Source organism: Chloroflexota bacterium, assembly GCA_034717495.1.
Lineage (GTDB): Bacteria > Chloroflexota > Anaerolineae > JAAEKA01 > JAAEKA01 > JAYELL01.
Map to the genome: position 1 here is coordinate 190,635 of JAYELL010000001.1, position 18,177 is coordinate 208,811.

Consider the following 18,177-nt stretch of genomic DNA (forward strand, 5'->3'; position numbering starts at 1 on the left):
AGGGTGTCCCATGCGGAACCTTCACCGACTGCTGTCAGGGCTTGTTCTGGTGGCTCTGACTCTGGTATTGACGGGGATGATGGCGGGACCTGCCTCCGCGGCCGGCGTCGTGGGGAACGGCACGCCCGGCAGCTGCACGGCTAGTGCGCTAGAGTCTGCCCTCACAGGTGGCGGCCTGGTCACATTCGACTGTGGTCCTGCTCCTCACACCATCACAGCGTGGAATCTATTGATTTCGGATGACACGACAATCGACGGCGGGGGGCTGATCACCATCGATGGCGGTGGATTCGGGGGCGTACTGTTTGTTGGACAAGGCACAACCCTGAACCTGCAGAACATCACGATAAGCGGAGGTTCTGGCTCGGTTTCAGGTGGCGTTTACAACGACTCTGGGACGGTTACTGTTCAAAGCAGCAGGATTACTGGCAATACAGCCAGCCATGACACCTTTGGGGGTGGCGGTATTACCAGCGCCGGCGAGGCGTCCATGCTGACGGTGCAGAACAGCACCATCTCCGGCAATTCAGGGGGCAACAGCGGGGGCATCTTCAACCAGGGCACGCTGACGGTGATCAACAGTGTGCTTTCGGGCAATACCGGCGGTTTTCGCGGTGGGGCGATCTTCAATAGTAGGACCGCACTGGTCGAGGCCAGTACCCTGGCCGGCAACACGAACGACCTGGGTGGCGGCATTTTCAACCAGGGCACGCTGACGGTGATAAACAGCACTTTGTTTGGCAACAGCGGTTCCAGCGGTGGCGGCGCTCTGTTCGAGGTGGGAGGCGGGGCGATGATCAGTAACAGCACTGTCTCGGCCAATACGGGCGGCGGTATCTCTAATCAGTTTGGCGTGGTGACTGTCAGGAACAGCATCGTTGCGCAGCAGGCCAGCGAAGTGGATTGCTTCAACGACTCCGGCGCTATTGTCTCAGAGGGTTACAATATCGAGAGCGCCATCAGTTGCAGTTTCACCAGCACGGGGGATCAACAGGGGGTGCTGGCCAGCGACCTGAAACTGGGCACCCTGGCGGACAACGGCGGCCCGACCCAAACCCAGGCGCTCGCCGAAGGCAGTGTGGCAATCGACCACATTCCGGCTGACGTTTCGGAGGCAAACGGTTGCGGTAGCACCGTCGTGGTCGACCAGCGGGGCGAACCGCGGCCGGCCAATGGCGACGGAAACGCCGGGGCAGCCTGCGATGTCGGCGCCTTCGAGGTGCAACCTCCCTGCAACGGCTCAACTGATGTCAATGGCGACGGTGTCGTCGATATCGTGGATGTACAGCGGGTGGCAGGCGACTGGAACAATCCCGCTTTCAATCCCTGCCACGATGTTTCTGAGGATGGCCAGGTGACCACCGACGATATCATCATGGTAGCCCTCGACTGGGGCAGTGTTTTCCTTGATTCTCGCACGGAAAAATGATAAAATGGGGATAGGCCTGTGGGCGCCTGTTCACAGGGACCAACTGCACTGCAGGAGGTGTATCATGACACGCGTTGCCAATACCAACCTGGTCGTCTGCGACGGTTGCGGAGTCGAGATCACCTGGGCACCGGTGGTCGTCGAAGGCCAGACCTATTGTTGTCGCGACTGTGCCGAGGGCCGTGTCTGCCAGTGCGACTATCCGCCCGAGGAACGATCCAAGACAGAGCCTGAGGCGAGCCACGCGCCTCAGTAGGAATAAGTCAGTTGACAATGATCGGGGGTTGTGATCTCGCGCCTGCCCACGGCGTGTCGAGGGGCGAAGTCGAACCTGTTGTCTAGCGGCCGCCCATGCCGGAAAGGGTAATTCCCTGTACAAACCATTTCTGCGCCAGGATGTAGATCGCCAGCACCGGCAATAACGCGATCACCGAACCGGCCATGAGCAGGTGCCACTCAGTGCTGTATTGTCCCTGGAACGAGCTAAGGCCGACCGGGATAGTGCGCATCGATTCACTGTTGGTGATCACCAATGGCCACAGAAAGTCATTCCAACTGGCCAGAAAGTTGAAAATTGCCAGCGTCGCCAGAACCGGCCCGCTCAGGGGAACGATGATTTGCAGCCAGATGCGAAACGAGGAGGCGCCATCCATGCGGGCCGCTTCATCCAATTCCTTGGGAATACCAAGATAATACTGCCGTAATAGAAAGGTGCTGAAGGCACTGAAAGCGCCTGGCAGGATCAGAGCCAGATAGCTGTTGTACCAGCCCAACTCCCGCACCAGGATGAAATTGGGGATCATGGTGACTTGAAAGGGGATCATCAGGGTGGCAAGGTAGATCAGGAAGAGAGGGTCGCGACCCTTGAAGCGTAGCCGGGCGAAGGCGAAGGCTGCCAGCGAGGCTGTCAATATCTGGATGAAGGTCGTGCTGATCGCGACAACGAGGCTGTTGAAGTAAAAACGTGCAAAAGGCACCGCCGTGAAGGTGTCGAAATAGTTCTGCAGCGAGACCTCATTCAGATCAAAGGAGCGCTGGAAGAAAGCTTCTTTGGGAAAGAGAGACACCAGCAACATAACGGCGAATGGCGCCAGCATGATGAAGCTGCCGGCGATCAGGAGGATATGCAGCCCAATGTTCCTGAGCCGTTTCTTTCCGGCAGCCCGACGCCTGCTCTGCGCCACACCGGTTGATTGGCTGGTTGTCACCATGATCAGTAGATCGCGCCCGCGACCGTCGGCCGCGGCTGCTCTAGTCCATTTCCTGATGAACCCAGCGGTTTTGAAGCCGGGTCTGTATCAGCGTGAAGATGAAGATGAAAGCGAAGAGGAACCAGGCAACGGCCGATGCCTTGCCCATGCGTCCCCATTCGAAGGCGTTCTGAAAAATGTAGTAGACCACGGTCAAGGAGGACTGAGCAGGCCCACCCCGGGTCATGGTGTAGGGCTCGGCGAAGAGCTGAAAGGCCCCGATCATCTGGAAGATGAAGAGGAAAAAGGTCGTTGGACTCACCATGGGGATGGTCACATGGCGGAAGCGTTGCCAGGCACTGGCGCCGTCCACGCTGGCCGCGTCATAGAGGGATTGGGGCACACCCTGCAGGGCCGCCAGATAGACGACCATCGTAAAACCGGTGTTCTTCCAGAGGGTCAACAGCACGACGGCAGGTTTCGACCATCTGGTGCTGGTGAGCCAGTCAGGTGGCTGGATCGGTAGGCCGGTTACCTCCGCCATTTTCCAGATGAGGGCAGCCAGCGGTCCAAAATTCCGGTTAAGGACGAAGGTGAAGACGATGGCCCCGGCGACGATTGTGGTGACCACAGGCATGAAGTAGATGACGCGATAGGCCAACACTCCCCGGATTGCCTGGTTCAACGCGACGGCCAGTAGCAACCCCAACGCCAACTGTAAGGGCACGATGGTGACCATGAAGAACAAGGTGTTTACCAGCACCTTGCGGAAAACTCGGTCGGTCGTAATCAACTGGATATAGTTGGCTAACCCGACAAACTCGGGCGGGCGCAACAGGTTCCACTTGACAAAACTTAGGCCGAAGGAGGAAACTACCGCCAGCACGACGAATACCAGGAATCCGACGAAACTGGGCAGCAAAAAAAGATAGCCCTCCCATTGCTGGTCGGGCTTCCAGCGAAACCAACGACGTTTTTTAGGTGCTTGTATTGTCGTCAACGTGTATTCGCCTTCATGCTGATGGGTTCAGGCCGCACCCTTCGACAAGCTCAGGATGCATGCTTCTCTTTCGGGCATTCAGTGACAGGAAAATGTGCCTTGGTCGGCACCCTTCGATACGGCCTGGCTCGTGCCTCGCGGCGGCCTACTCAGGATGCACGTTCTTGGGACAGACCTGTGCGCCGTTCGTTCTTTCAGGCCGCACCCTTCGATAGGGCCTGGCTGGCTAGCTCTCGCACCGTCTGCTACCTCACGGTACGCCTGTTGGCGTGACGTCACGCACAGCCCGCTGGCGTCGTGCCTCGCGGCGGCCTGCTCAGGATGCAGGTTTCTCTTTCGGGCATTCAGTGCCTTGGTCTGCATCCTGAGCAGGTCACGAGCTGCCCGAAAGGGCCGCCTGTCGGCGTGTCGAGGGACCGTGTCGAAGGGTGCCGGTGTATCTTTCAGGCCGCACCCTTCGACACGGTCAGGACAATCGGTTATTTCGGATAGCCATTGGTTGCCAGGAAGGCGTCCACTTCCTGGCAGATGTCTGCAACGGCCTCTTCGACGCTTGCCTCACCGGCCCAAATTCGCTGAAGCCCTGGGCTGATGATTGAACCGTCCAACTCACCCCACTCGGGGAAGTAACCGAAACGACCGACCCTGGCGTTTTCTCCCTCTGTCAGGAAGGCCTGGCGGTTGGCCGGCGGTTGTCCCGATTCAAGGAAGGCATCCGATCTGGCCGTCGACTGAAGCGCCGGGAAGATCTCGCCGGAGGCGGTGTAGATCTTTTGGCCACCGTCAGTGCTCTGGAGCCAGCTCAAGAACGTCCACGCCTCTTCCTTGTTGTCGCTGCCGCTGCTCATCACCCAGGCAGCGCCACCGGCGCTGGCCGATCGCTGGCCACCGTTGGGGAAGGGCACAACGGTCACGTCGTAGTTCATGTCGGCTCCGTTGAAGGCTGAGACGCGACTGGCGTTCTGGATGATCATTGCCACCTGGCCACTCTGGAACACGGCGGCGTCCCCGCCGGCCTGGCTCAGATTGGCATCCCGCATAGCGTAGTTGTTTTCCATCATGTCGCCGAAGAACTGAAGCGCTTCGACCGCCGCCGGTTCTGTCAGCGTACACTTCGATGGATTGCGCATGTCGTCCAGGATGCTGCCCCGGTTCTGGCCGACCCAGAGCTGGTATTTGCCCCCCTCCATGCCAAGGGCATGGCGAACCACCCGGCCGGTATCCTCGACGACAGTCAGTACTTCGCTTGCATCGAGAAGGGCATCCCAGGACCAGGTCTCATCGGGATAGGCCAAACCTGCTTCGTCGAAGACATCCTTGTTGTAGTAGAGCACCTCGAGTCCGATGTCTCTTGGAAAGCCAAAGACATTTCCATCGTACATGGCGGACTCCAGCAGGGCCGGCCAGTAGTCACCCAGATCGTAGCCGCTCTTTTCGATCCACGGATCCAGGTTTTCCAGCACGCCGTCCGCTGCGTAGCGGGGCGTTGGCCAGAGGAAGAGCACATCAGGAATCGCCGAAGAATCGCCGCTGGCCCAGAGGGTCTGAACCTTGGTGAAGTAATCGCTCCATGGCTCGACCATCAAGTCAATTTTGATATCCGGATTCTCGGCCATGAAAGCGTCGGCCACATTCTGGTGGGTCGTGGCTTCCTCGGGGCTACCCCAGAAAGCCCACAGCACTGATGTTGGCTCTTCTGCAGCCGGTTCGTCGGCCGCACCAGTGTCAGGGGCGGCTGGCGGCGCCACCGGTCCAGTGGGCGCGACGCACGCACCCAGCAGTAGTAGCGCTGCAATCAAAAGGGAAAAAAAGGTGAATGTTCTTCCAGGTCTCATGATTTCTCCTCCTGGTTGTGTCAGGAGTGGTCTCAAGCTGGACCACCACCGGGTTGATCGTACACTTCGTTTACCTCAGCCGCAACGGCAGATTGCGGCTTTGCCTGAAGTAACTGATTGAAGAGCGGTAGTTCGCCAGTGCGAACAGCATGCTCCGCGTAGAGAAACATGGCGGCCGACCATGCCTGCCGAGCATAGCCCATGGGATGGCCGCTTTCGCCATGCATCCACTCATTGAATTCCCACTGTGCCATCGTACCCTGGCGATTTGCCTCGGCAAGGGAGACTAGAAGGCGCCGGGCTTTCTCTTGCCAGCCATGTCTCACCAGTGCCGCGACGTGAAAGCCACCGATCATCGGCCAGATTCCGCCGTTATGATATTGATGCGGTAGATTGAGGTTGCGGCTGCGGTAGTATTCTCGCCAGTTGGCCTCGCTTGGATAGATGGGTGGGTGGATAGCCTTGGTTGGGTATGGTTCGGCCATTCCGACCTGGTGCATGTAACGCAGGATATGCTCGGCCCGGTGCCGGTCAGTCACACCGGTCAAGATCGCCAAAAGGTTGCCCAGGCTGTCACACCAATCGCCATACTCGCGGAAGGCGATCCATGGCAGATAAAAGGGTCTGCTGGAAATGGTGCCGACATTGTGATAGACCATGAACCATTCCAGGCGAATGGCCTTGAGCTTTTCCAGGTGTTCGGCAAAATGCTCCGCAACCCAGCAGCGGTCAACCCACATCAGCAGGTTGATGCGTTCATGGATCCCGGCAGCATCCACCGCTGGCGTCGGGCGCTCAGAATGCTCGGGCAGGACGCCAAACATTTTTTCAAAGGCAAGCATCGCCGCATAGTAGAGCACGTTGTCGTAGAGGACATTGTAGCGAACCGCCAGCAGATCCATCCAATCGCCGGCTTCCGGAACCTCCAGCAAGCCGCATTCATTCATATCCTGATACTCGAGCCACTGGATTGCGTCGCAGATATGCTTCCAGTGTGTTTGCACGAAATCGATATCGCCGGTTATTTCAAGGTGCAGGTAGTGGCCAAGAACGTACCAGAGGTTCGAATCCATGGCGCCTGCGTTTTCGGTGCTGACGTAGCCGGTATCGGGGTTAACGTTGAGTTGGATCATGCCCAGACGAGACTGGTGGGTGGACATCACCTCCAGCGAGGCACGTCCAGCATCCAACAGCTCAGAGTCGCCCGTGGCAGCGGCGCCGAGATAGATGATCATGCTGTCCCGGGCCCAGATCTGTGGATAACCGGATGCCAGGGCCGAGGCTTTGAAGCCGTGAGCGGTGGCGCAATCGCGTAAAATGTCCAAAGCCCGTTGTCGGGTTTCGTTGATTTTCAAGACTGAATCCATGGCGAATTGACAAATGCCAAAGCTTTTGTAGCCGGAAGGCTGCTACGAATGGTGATCTGGGTGTTCTGTGGTTGTCGAGCAGGTGTGTATTGCGTATGATAACATTTCTTTGCAAGTCCTGCAAGGTCTTTTCAATCCTCGCGCGTGATCTGTACGAGTTCGTTCTTTGCGATATCGTCGATAACTGAGCTACCACCGTCGGGCCAGGTGACCGTGAGCCTGGGGATCGTGGCATCCGTGGGGATGCCGAAATGTGTGCGGGCGGGATCCCCGGAGAGATAACCACTGCCGGCTCGCACTTCCCGCGTCAACAGGCCAATGCTGGTTTCCAGAGCAATGGTACTACCCAGGGCTCGGCTGTTTTTGCTGCCGGGCCAGAAAAGATCAACCTGGAGGCTATCACCTCCGCAGAGCCGATTCTCGAATAGCTGTGCCGGGCCACGCAAGTTGTTTACCACTGCGTCCAGGTCGCCGTCGCCATCCATGTCTCCCAGGCTCATGCCCCGTCCACTGCCGGTAGAACCGAGATTCCAGCCAGGCTCGGCCTGGAACTGGCCCATTCCCAGGTTGCGAAACACCTGGTCGGACTCAACCAGTTCGTGATCGGGAAGGTGGCTGAAAAGTCCTGCTTCGATCATGCCGTTGACGATATACAGGTCCAGCCAGCCATCCTGATCCAGATCAGCGAACTTACTGGACCAACTCCAACCTGTTGCTTCCACCCCTCGTGCCTCGGCATCTTCCTGAAAATCGCCACCCTGGTTGATCTGGAGAACGTTACGCATTACCTGCGGGTCATCGGGATCCATCTCATGGTCCATATCATGCATGATCGGTTCCCAGGCTGCCATGGTTGCCGGGTCGTCGCTGTAGGGCATCATGTCTGTGGCGAACAAATCGAGCAGGCCGTCGTTGTTGATATCGCCCGCGTCCAGGCTCATGGTACTGCGGGTGGTACTCGCGAAGGGTATGACCGCCCGCCAATCCCCGCGGTCGTTCAACCAGATCTGGTCCTGGACAGAAAAGTCGTTGCCCACGACAATGTCTTTCAGCCCATCGTTGTCGACGTCGAAGAGTATGATCGACATTGCCTGGGATTGCTCGGATAATGACCGGGGTCTGAAGGCGCCATCACGGTTTTCGTGGACCGTGACTCCACCACCGCCGCCGAGCAGGAAATCGTTGCCCAGATCGACCAGCAGACTGGCGTCGTAGGACCCGGTTACCAGGTCCAGGTCGTTGTCTCCGTCGAGATCACCCCAGTTCATCGCGTAGGCCAGCGCTGCAATACCCGGTAGAACCTCCTGCTGGAAACGTTCTTTTCCCGGTTGGCCTGTGTTTCGCCAGTAGTTGACGGCGCCAGTGCGGCGGGTAAACACGATGTCCTGCAACCCATCGCCATCTACATCCACGATGTAGACGGCCCTGGAGTCGCCATGGGGCAGTGTCAGGGTCTCGAACTCCAGGTTTCCCTGATTCAGCAGAATGGTATTCATGCCGGCGTGGTTTGCCAGGACAATGTCGAGATCATCGTCGCCATCCAGATCGTTGATTGCAACACCGGCGCCGTTGGCTTCGAATTGCTCCACGGCCTCGCCCGGCACGGTCGTTTCGTGGTCCAGGGTATGGACGAAGAATCTTTCAGCGCATGGCTCAGATGCTTCGAAAAAAGAAATCGACTCCGTTACTACCGGCACGATGTTGGTTGTGGCAACCGGTGGAGGGGCGGGGGTTGCTGGCGGATAGCAGGCGGTTGTCAAAAGGGCTGAAACCAGGAGGATAGCAGACAGGCGACTAACTGGCCTGGCAAGCGGGGAAAATGCGGGTATTGATTTCATGGGGCACTCCGGTCGCGAATCGTCGGGCGGAAAAAAGTGGTTGGCGGGCGATCAGCATCTTCACCGTTCCTGGCACAATGATACGATAGCTCGGACGAAAGAGAGTTTTGACAGGTGCTGACTTGTGTGTTAGCATCCGTCAAACTTCTCCAAACGTAACAGAGGGACATGATTCAAAAGTTGTTTACAAAAAGTGACACCGATACGGTGTGCCGTGTGACCTTTTCACTGCCAGAAGAGATATGGGCTTCTGAGGTATACCTGGTGGGCGATTTCAACGATTGGAATCGCAGGTCTCATCCCCTTCAGCAAGACTCGAATGGGCGATGGGTCGTCGTGCTTGACCTGCCCGCGGGGCCGGCCTACGGATTCCGCTATTTCTGCGATGGCGAGTGGTTGAACGATAACCAGGCCGATGCCTATTGGGAAAACCCCCACGGCGGTCATAACTCCGTTCTCTTCACCGAGGTTCCTTCGGCGAGCGACGAATGATGGGTCGTGCCTCGTGCGCAAAACGTTGGTTTGCTCAATAACCGCGTCGCCCCGCCGCTCTCAATCTGAGGCATTGGCGAAGACATCGATCAACCTGCCCACAACCTTGATTCCCTCGAAAAAATCATCCAGCCGAATGTTCTCATCCGGTGCATGGACGCGACTGCCATAGTATGCGACGCCGGTAGACGCTACCGGTACGCCATGAATGCCACAGAGTTCGTGCATGGGACCGCTGCCGGCAGCCGATGGATAGACCAACGGTTCGGCTTGATCGACTGCTCTCAACGCTCCAACAACCGCCCGAGCGATCAGAGCGTCGGGGGATGTGCGGGAGGGTATCAAGCCATCCTGGCAATTCGTGATTTCTACATCGTCAAAGCCGCGACGGTCGAGATGCTCTCTCAACAGGCCCAGAGCCAGATCGGGGGTAAGATCGGGGACCAGGCGAAAGTCGAGTTTCGCCATGGCGGTCGCAGGGACTACTGTTTTTGAGCCGGTTCCAGTGTAGCCACTCAACATGCCGTTAATTGAGCACGACGGTGCCATCAGGAGGCGTTCCAGGGCAGCGTTGCCGCTCAACCCGCCCAGCAGACCCTGGTGCAGTCCGAGGGAATTTTCAATCGCCTTGTCATCAAAGGGCAATGTCTCAAGCAGGGCTCGATCGGCCTGCGTTACAGGCCTCACGTGGTCCATGAATCCATCGACGGTGATCTGACCATCGGAGGCGCGAAGGGTGCCAAGTGCCTCGACCAATCGCCAGGCGGCATTGGGCAAGATTCCGCCATATCCGGAATGGGCATCGGTTGCCGCGGTACTCACCCGAAACTCCACCGGCAGAATCCCTTTGACGCCCAGATTGACCACCGGCCGGTCGTCGGTGCTCTTTTCGCCATATTCCCAGAGGCAGCCATCGGCTTTGCCGATCAGGTTCCCATTTTCGGCGGCAAAACCAAACAGGTGCGAACTACCCATCTCTTCCTCGCCCTCGATGATGTAGAGGATACGAAGGGGCAATGGACCTGACGTATCCTGGAAAGCCTTGATGGCGGTGAGCCGGGCCAACAGGTCTCCCTTGTTATCGGCCACTCCGCGTGCGAAGAACGTTCCGTCCCGGATCTCTGGCACGAACGGGGGCGAATGCCACTGGTCCAGTGGGTCAGGGGGTTGCACGTCATAGTGGTTGTAGATCATGAGGCAGCGGGGTCCGTCGCCGGCTTCGGCAATGATAAGGGGTGGTCCTCCACCCTGGGGAACCAGATTGGTGGTCAGACCTGCGTCGTGACACAAGTCAACGGTAAAGCCGGCCGCTTGCCGCATCGCGGGCCCGCCCTCCGCTGATACGCTGGCAATTCGACAAAATTCATCCAGGTTATCAAGGATGTTCTGTCGATTCTGTTCCAGATAGCTGTCAAATTGTTCGAAGTTCATGTTCAGGCTCTTTCCTGGTTCGAATGCGTCGCTGACAATCACTCAGCTTTTGCCTATGGGGCGAGGATGTGGCATACTCCTGCCCCGTTTTCGCGGTTTACTGGTGAACGATACCATAAATTGTGCAATTCCGGCAATTTGCCGGGCAGTGCAGGACAGGTGTTGGGAAGATGTGTTTTGCGGCACAGGACATTGTAGATTACCTGGGGAGCTGCCGCCAGGAGATGGCCTTGTTCCTGGGGCAACTGGCCCGGGCAGAATCACCAACTCTGGTACCGGAAAGCCAGAAGGTGGTTTTTGCCCTTCTTGCCGCCCAATTGCATGACATCGGTTATCGCATCCGCCACATCAAGCTGTCGAATAGCGGCGGTATTCTCCTCGCCCGACCTCCACGCCGCCGCTTCCAGCCTGTACAATTGCTTCTGGGTCATAGCGACACGGTGTGGCCGATTGGCACGCTTGAAGTCATGCCTGTGGAAGGTAGCGGCCGGATTATTCGAGGGCCCGGCGTGTTCGACATGAAGGGGGGGCTTACTCAGACCATTTTCGCTCTCAAGGCCATCCAGGCGCTGGGACTGGTGCCTGAAGTGACTCCGCTGGTGCTCGTCAATTCCGATGAGGAAACGGGCAGCATTGATTCTCACAGGTACATTCAGATGCTGGCGCGCGTGGCCAATCGTGCATTCGTGATGGAGCCGGCCCTGGGAGCACGAGGGAAACTCAAAACCAGGCGAAAAGGGTTCATGCGTTTCGATGTAACCATTTTGGGCAAGGCCTCTCATGCCGGATTGGCGCCCGAAGAGGGGGCAAGCGCAATTCTCGAGCTCTCTCACATCATTCAAAAACTGTTCGCTCTGAACGATCCGACCAGGGGCGTTACGGTCAATGTCGGCGTAGTAAACGGTGGATCGGGCGCGAACGTAGTAGCAGCCAAGTGTGTCGCTGAAGTGGACGTAAGATTTTTCACTTCGATCGAGGCGCTGGAGGTCGCTCACAGGATTCTGTCCCTGGAGACAGTGACCCCCGGTACCCGTGTTATGGTCGAAAAGGTGGGAGAAGCGCCGCCGCTGGAGCGGACACGCCGCAACCGAAAGTTGTGGCAGACAGCACGCGAATTGGCGAAGGCGATCGATCTGGATCTGGAGGAAGGGGCCTCGGGCGGGGGATCCGACGGCAACACGACCAGTCAGTTCACGGCAACACTGGATGGCCTTGGGGTCGTTGGGGACGGGGCCCATGCCCGGCATGAATTTGCTGACGGGGATGCAATGGTTGAGCGTGCTGCCTTGTTGGCGCTGCTGGTTCTGGCTCCTCCTCTTTAAGTACCAGGACGCCCGTTTTTTTTGCCCGGCGAGATAAAGGATCTGCCACCAATTGCATCTTGCCAGGACAAAATTGCATTTTGACCTACTTCTTCGCACTGATTCTTGCTCCGGATTTCATTTCATTAGTGCAATAGTGCAATTCGTGGCAAAAAGTCCTGTACTTCGGCTTCGTTCAGCACAGGTTCAGGCTTGTCCAGGTTAGGCAGCACAGGGAAGTCTGTTACCGTTAGGGCATAAGGCAGCGGCGGTCTTCGCGGGCGGTTGTTACTCTTTGCAAAGCCGTGGTGGGCGTGTTATACTCTCCATGACACAACGCGTCATCAACATGACACGTCATCAACATGACACGTCATCAACATGACACGTCATTCAACGGGTGAGCAATGAACATTGAACGGGAGTTATCATTCGAGACCGATGACGGTCTTGCCGTATGGGTGCGAAAAGAAGGTCCAGATGATGTTCCTTTTCTTCTGGAATTTTTTGAGCATATGGGGCCGGAGAGTCGCTACCAACGGTTTAACGAGGTGATCAATAACCCAGATCCCGCTGTTGTGCGCCGGGAGGCCCAGCGATTGGTGCAACTTTCGAGTGAGCGAGGGGGTGGCTGGCTGGCTTTCTCTGATCTGCCCGACCAGAAGGACGCCATGATAGCTGGCGCGCATTTCGTGCGAACAGATCCGGATGCTGTTGAATTGGCTGTCAGTGTCAGGGATGATCTTCAGCGGCATGGAATCGCCACCCAGTTCCTGGCGCTTGTGGTCGAGCAGCTCCGATCAGAGGGGCTTAATACGATCAAGGCCTCTTTCCGGGCCGACAACAGAGCGGTTTGGGCCATGTTACGAAGCTTGCCTTATCGGGTTAGCGTCACCGTGTCTGGTAGCACCGCCGATATTTCTGTGGATATTCAATCGAGTGAACAGTTCGTTGGAGCAGGCCATGATGAAGGATGAGTCCGCGTTGGAAGCAGGACTGGCATCGAAATACGTTTTTGAGGCCGATGATGGGACCAGGATCTGGGTGCGGCCAGAGCGACCCGACGATGCCCCTTTATTGGTCGATCTTTTTGAGCACCTCAGTGATCAGAGTCGTTTTCAGCGCTTTTCCAAGGTGTTGGACCGCCCAGACCGGGAACGCGTCATGGTCGAGGCGGACCGGCTGGCAGAGAGGATACCACCTGAAGAGTATGCGTGGTTGGCTTTTGCTGACCTCCCGGATCAGCAGGCAGCGCCGATCGCGGCGGCTCGCCTGGCCAAAGTGGCGGACGATACAGCAGAAGTTGCTGTGGTCGTTCGCGATGATCTGCAACTGCGCGGAATCGGGTCGCGTCTGCTCAACTACGTGCTCGATCAAGCTCGAATCCATGGCATGAACCGTCTGACGGCGACCTTTCGCAGCGATAACCGGGCCGTGTGGCGCCTCCTGGGTTACTCGCCCTATCACGTCACCTGGGAAATGCACGGCACCCAGGTGGACGTTATCATCCATGTGCCGCCACTTAGCCGGGAAAACGGTCCCCGCGTTTCCACCCGGGAAGCTTCGGAACAACCCCCTGCCCCATAGCCACGACAGTTTTCCCCCGTCCGGCGACCGAATCACCAGATAATGAACCTGGACCGGCCTATTGCGGTATTGGTTAAAGGTGAATGGCACCTCTTTCATGGAGCAACTTTCGTCTTTTCAGAATCCTCTTCCCCCTCAATTGCCTGACGATCCCTCGCGTCCCTCAGATGCGATGGACAGTGACCCCAAAAAGTCTTCTGCGCGAAGACTGGATGATTTTCGGCAATCCACAGCGGTTTCCTTGATTGTATTCCTGTTGCGAAGGCTGCTCTTTGGCACTGTGATCCTTGGGGCGATCACGTTTTTGACATTCTGGGGCCTGGAAATGGCGCGCGGTACCTCGTTAGCTACGGCGATCAGCGATGCGATCGAGATGTCCCTGGCCTATCTCGGCAACCTGCTGCAAGGGAATCTCGGCTTGACCGAACCAGGAACTTTGCAGCCCAGGGCCGTTCCCGTCTCAGAAGTGCTTTGGGGCCTTTTGAAGAACAGCCTCGGTTTGTTGGCGGTTTCCCTTTCTATCGCCACAGCGGTGGGTATTCTGATGGGTATCTGGAGCGCCAACTGGCGGCGGAGCGGTTGGTCCACGGTGATGATTGTCGTGTCGGTCATCGGTGTTTCAATCCCCAGTTTCTTTGCGGCCCTGTTGTTACAACTCCTCATGGTAGAGTCGGCAAAGGCGACCGGCAGGCCTCTCTTGCCCATCGGAGGCTTTGGCTGGGACAAACATATCCTTTTGCCGGCCATCGTTCTGGCGACCCGCCCGATCGCTCAGATTGCCCGGATGACATTCATCAGCGTTGGTGATATCCTGGACCAGGACTACGTACGCACGGCCCGGGGGAAGGGTCTTTGGCCCCGCCAGATCTGGTGGCGATATGTTCTCAAAAACGCGGCCGTACCTATTCTGACCACCATCGGAGTATCCACTCGTTTTGCCCTCAGCAGCCTTCCGGTCATCGAGTACTTTTTTGGGTGGCCCGGGTTGGGTTGGGCGTTGCTCAAATCGATAACAATCCAGGATGATGATCTGACAGTTGCTCTGGTGTTGTGCCTGGGAATTCTCTTTATCCTGATCAACCTGTTGCTGGACCTGAGTTATCGGGTAGTCGACCCTCGCTTGAGGGAACAGGAAAAGCGGGTTGGCCAGAACGGGGGCGGCGGTGTTCTCGAGCGACTGCAGGATTTCTGGAGAGGGGTGACAGATTGGATACGCTACAATCCCCTGCGAAACTGGTGGCAGGGTCGCAACATAGAGCCGGCTCCCAGCCCTTTCGCCACCCTCCCGACGGATTACACGACTCAACCAGAGGTTAGTGCTGAGAAATTCTCCGCCGAGCGGCGGCGGGCCTGGTGGCGCGGCACGCTTGGAAACGCGCCCTTTATGCTCGGTTTGATGTTAGTCATGCTGTTGCTTGCGGTGTTCATCTTTGGGCCCCGTTTCACCCCTCACAATCCCTACCTGACCCAGGGCCTTCAGATCGTCGACGGGGAGTTCCTGATGCCTCCCTTCGAGCCAGGTGGGACCTATCCGTTGGGCACCGACGTGTTGGGACGCGATATTCTGAGCCTGATCCTGGCAGGTTTGCAGCAGACTATGATTCTGGCTGTCCTGGTAGTGCTGGCCCGGGTTGTGCTGGGTAGCCTGCTCGGCACCATCGCCGGCTGGAATAGCGGCTCATGGATCGATCGGCTTCTGATGGGTCTGGTCGAGATCCTTGCCGCCTTCCCCATGCTGTTGCTGGCAATGATCCTTATTCTGGCGCTGGGTATTCGTAACGGTATGCTCTCATTCGTTATCGCGCTAAGCCTGGCTGGCTGGGGCGAGATTATGCAGTACGTCCGTGGCGAGGTCATGACTATCCGGCACAAAGCGTATATTGAGAGCGCAGTTGCAGTTGGTCTGCGCACGCCAGGCCTGCTCGTGCGGCACGTGACGCCCAACCTGCTGCCGGGCGTGATTTCCCTGGCGGCGCTGGAGATGGGCGCCGTATTGATGCTCCTTGGCGAGCTTGGTTTCATCGGTATCTTTATCGGAGGCGGTGCCTTCGCGGAACTCGACATCGCCGGCCAGCCATATCATTACTCCGACGTCCCGGAATGGGCCTCGCTGCTGAGCAGTGTCAGAGCCTATGCTCGTGCCTATCCGTGGGTTGCGATCTATCCAGCCCTGGCCTTTTTCCTGGCAATTGTAGGCTTCAATCTGTTTGGAGAGGGGCTCCGACGCATGGTTGAAACGGTAGGCATCGGACTCAATCGTCTTGTCAATCGCTATACCGTCGGCGCAGGGTTGGTGGCCTTGTTGGCCATTGGTTGGGTCCAGACCAACACGGGTTCCATTGCCTACTACAAGCAGGAGACCGCTCTGTTTGATGGACAACGATCATTCGAGCACGTTCAGGCGTTGGCCAGTCCTGAATTTCAAGACCGCAAGCTCGGAACGGCGGGTTTGGCTGCTGGTGCCGATTACGTTGCCGCCCAGTTCAAGGTGCTCGGATTGCAGCCGGCGGGCGAAAAGATGAGCTATCTTCAAACCCGCCAGCGAGCCTATATGGAACTCAACGGATTGCCCCAACTGGTCGTCGAGGACGGCGGCGCGCCAGCTGTGTACATGGATGAGTATATCGAGTATCCATCGCCGTATATCAATATCGGTGAGGCAAAAGGGGATGTCCGGGTGGTCCTTGCCAATGATTTGGACCCTGGCAATTATCAGAAGTCGTTCCCGGCGCTGCGCGAGGAGGTCATGTCAGAGGATATCGTGCTGGTACTATCCGATCAGGAGGCATCCTATTTCAGGGACATTCCTATTGCCGGATTGCTGGTCCTCGCGGAGGATCCGGTGGATCTTCGCAGGCATTATACACTGTCGACCCGTACGAGAGCATGGGACGCTTTTGGCACCAACAGGCGTACCGGTGGTGATTTTCCCACCTTTCGAATCAGTGAGGGACTTGTCGAGAGGCTGCTGAACGGTTCGGGCGAGAGCCTCGATAGCCTTCGTGCACGCAGGCGCGGTCTTGGCAGGAATGAAGTTCAGGTAGTCGATGCGAACGGCTCTGTGGCGATGTCCGTATCTGGCAAGATTTTCGATCATGAGCCGGCCTACCATGTGATTGGGCATATGCCTGGCGTATCCGGACGCGCTACTGCCGGTGATCTTCAGATGGACGACCAGGTAGTCATCGTTTTGGCGCAGTACGACAGCCCTCCCTTTGGACCGACAGGGTGTTGCCCGGCAACTAACGACAATGCCAGCGGAATTGGCGTGATGTTGGAGACAATCCGCGTCCTCCAGCAATCTGATTATCAGCCCTATCGAACGTTTTTGTTCATTGCCTATTCTGGTGAGGGCCGGGAGGGTGGTGAATCTGTTCAACCTCATGATGTCAGTAAATTCCTCCAGGCCAAGGCTGGATTTGCTACGACCTTGGAGGTAGAGGCGATTGTTCACCTGCGGGGCCTGGGCGGCAGCGGTGAACGACTCCAGATCACAGCGGGCGGCAATCAGCGGCTGGCCAAACTTTTCGAAAGCGCAGCCCGGCAAGTGGGCGCCGCTACCGTGCGCAATGAGGACGCCGTTGATTTGAGCATTGTTTTCGCCGAGGGTTCCGGTAGAGCTGGGGATCTCGGACAGGAGGCACCAACCATTGGCCTGACGTGGGAAGACTGGCAGGGGACAGCTCGCACAGCTGAAGACACCATGGAAACTGTATCGGCCGATAACCTTGAGATGGCTGGTAAGACCCTGGCCCTGGCGTTGATGATCATAGGCCGGGAAAACCGCTATTAATTGACAATGGTCAATTGTTGATGGCAAGCGTTCCGGCTGTGGCCCTATAGGATACCCAATGTTCTCAGCACAATGGCGATCATGGCGCAGGTAGTAAGGGACAATAAAAGACCACTCACGATCAGCGCAATTGATTTTGAGGGACCCGTCGTATTATCCTCAGGGTTTTCCGGCCTGTCCTCGTCAACCGACATAATGCAACGTCTCATCTTTCTCTTGACCGGGCTGGCTGACATCTTCGCAAAGGGTTTTTCCGCCATGACGCGGCGCAACCTGCCAGAACGGTTTTAGTCCTAATTTCCTGGACGCGAACAGCCAGGCAAGTCCTATCACCTCGTAGCCAAGCGCCCTCAAGCGGCGCGAGCAGGACGCAAACTCGTAACTTGTCGCCGGATAGGCCATTTTGTGCCGAATGCCCTCGGCGTCGAAGATATTGTCGGCGCGCCGCACGTGGTGGGGGGTTGTCACCACGATAGCCGTATGCCAGTCGCGATCGGTCATAATTCGCCGGCAATAGGCGGCGTTTTCGATGGTATCGCGCGAGTTGGCTTCAACAACAAGGGCTCCTGCCGGCAGGCCGAGTCTACGGGCCAGATCGGCCATGACTTCAGCTTCGATATGGGTGTTGCGAACAGCGCCACCCGAGACGATCACGGCCTTGCCCTTGCCCGCATTGAAGAGGTTGACAGCCAGCGTAATCTCTTCCTCGATGGCAGCACTGGGGCTGCCGTCATCGACGGCGGGATGACCCAATACGATGATCACATCGGCCGCTCGCACGGGGCGATGCCTCGGCACGAAGGCACTCATGATCCAGGCGAGGCTGGCGCCGGAAAAAGCGGCCAGAGCGATCAGGAAATTGAACCGTTTCATGCTGTCAAGTGTAGCACATTTCCTGCCCACCTCATAAACCG

The 18,177-nt window shown here is 57.4% G+C and carries 14 protein-coding genes; 7 read left to right on the top strand and 7 right to left on the bottom strand.

What is annotated here, in order from left to right; all coding sequences use genetic code 11:
- Positions 1–10: 10 nt before the first annotated feature.
- Together U9R25_00760 and U9R25_00765 are read left to right on the top strand one after the other, a co-directional pair.
- Positions 11–1,429: a choice-of-anchor Q domain-containing protein gene (locus tag U9R25_00760; protein MEA3334411.1), complete on the top strand. Its 1,419-nt coding sequence runs from the start codon at positions 11–13 to the stop codon at positions 1,427–1,429.
- Positions 1,430–1,493: 64 nt separating this feature from the next.
- On the top strand, positions 1,494–1,685 hold the full coding sequence (locus U9R25_00765) for a hypothetical protein (GenBank protein ID MEA3334412.1): 192 nt from the start codon (positions 1,494–1,496) through the stop codon (positions 1,683–1,685).
- 82 nt (positions 1,686–1,767) lie between these two features.
- On the opposite strand, the gene U9R25_00770 is transcribed toward U9R25_00765, so the two are convergent.
- The 5 genes from U9R25_00770 to U9R25_00790 form a co-directional block, all read right to left on the bottom strand.
- A complete protein-coding gene (locus U9R25_00770) occupies positions 1,768–2,640 on the bottom strand; it encodes a carbohydrate ABC transporter permease (protein MEA3334413.1) in 873 nt (290 codons plus the stop codon).
- Between the two features lie 40 nt (positions 2,641–2,680).
- Positions 2,681–3,619 carry a sugar ABC transporter permease gene (locus tag U9R25_00775; GenBank protein MEA3334414.1) on the bottom strand — a complete coding sequence of 313 codons (939 nt, stop codon included), beginning with the start codon at positions 3,617–3,619 and terminating at the stop codon, positions 2,681–2,683.
- A gap of 479 nt (positions 3,620–4,098) precedes the next feature.
- Positions 4,099–5,454: a sugar ABC transporter substrate-binding protein gene (locus U9R25_00780; GenBank protein ID MEA3334415.1), complete on the bottom strand. Its 1,356-nt coding sequence runs from the start codon at positions 5,452–5,454 to the stop codon at positions 4,099–4,101.
- A 32-nt stretch (positions 5,455–5,486) separates the two neighbouring features.
- Entirely contained in the window at positions 5,487–6,809 is a 1,323-nt protein-coding gene (locus U9R25_00785) for a glycoside hydrolase 100 family protein (protein MEA3334416.1), read from the bottom strand.
- A gap of 143 nt (positions 6,810–6,952) precedes the next feature.
- The gene (locus U9R25_00790) at positions 6,953–8,659 is read right to left on the bottom strand and encodes a CRTAC1 family protein (protein MEA3334417.1); all 1,707 of its coding nucleotides are present in this window, start codon (positions 8,657–8,659) and stop codon (positions 6,953–6,955) included.
- A 180-nt stretch (positions 8,660–8,839) separates the two neighbouring features.
- Between U9R25_00790 and U9R25_00795 the strand changes: the two genes are divergently transcribed.
- Positions 8,840–9,151 (top strand): isoamylase early set domain-containing protein, encoded by a 312-nt coding sequence (locus tag U9R25_00795; protein ID MEA3334418.1) that lies wholly within the window; start codon positions 8,840–8,842, stop codon positions 9,149–9,151.
- A 60-nt stretch (positions 9,152–9,211) separates the two neighbouring features.
- On the opposite strand, the gene U9R25_00800 is transcribed toward U9R25_00795, so the two are convergent.
- A complete protein-coding gene (locus U9R25_00800) occupies positions 9,212–10,582 on the bottom strand; it encodes a M20/M25/M40 family metallo-hydrolase (protein ID MEA3334419.1) in 1,371 nt (456 codons plus the stop codon).
- A 170-nt stretch (positions 10,583–10,752) separates the two neighbouring features.
- On the opposite strand from U9R25_00800, the gene U9R25_00805 reads away from it, so the two are divergent.
- From U9R25_00805 to U9R25_00820, 4 genes are all read left to right on the top strand, one after another.
- On the top strand, positions 10,753–11,904 hold the full coding sequence (locus U9R25_00805; GenBank protein ID MEA3334420.1) for a M20/M25/M40 family metallo-hydrolase: 1,152 nt from the start codon (positions 10,753–10,755) through the stop codon (positions 11,902–11,904).
- A 386-nt stretch (positions 11,905–12,290) separates the two neighbouring features.
- On the top strand, positions 12,291–12,860 hold the full coding sequence (locus U9R25_00810) for a GNAT family N-acetyltransferase (protein MEA3334421.1): 570 nt from the start codon (positions 12,291–12,293) through the stop codon (positions 12,858–12,860).
- On the top strand, positions 12,847–13,470 hold the full coding sequence (locus tag U9R25_00815) for a GNAT family N-acetyltransferase (protein MEA3334422.1): 624 nt from the start codon (positions 12,847–12,849) through the stop codon (positions 13,468–13,470). Before U9R25_00810 ends, U9R25_00815 begins: the two co-directional genes overlap by 14 nt.
- A gap of 97 nt (positions 13,471–13,567) precedes the next feature.
- Complete coding sequence (locus U9R25_00820; protein ID MEA3334423.1) at positions 13,568–17,263, top strand: ABC transporter permease subunit; 3,696 nt, start codon at positions 13,568–13,570, stop codon at positions 17,261–17,263.
- Positions 17,264–17,446: 183 nt separating this feature from the next.
- Here the strand turns inward: U9R25_00820 and U9R25_00825 are convergent, their stop codons facing one another.
- Entirely contained in the window at positions 17,447–18,136 is a 690-nt protein-coding gene (locus U9R25_00825; protein MEA3334424.1) for a YdcF family protein, read from the bottom strand.
- Positions 18,137–18,177 lie beyond the last annotated feature (41 nt).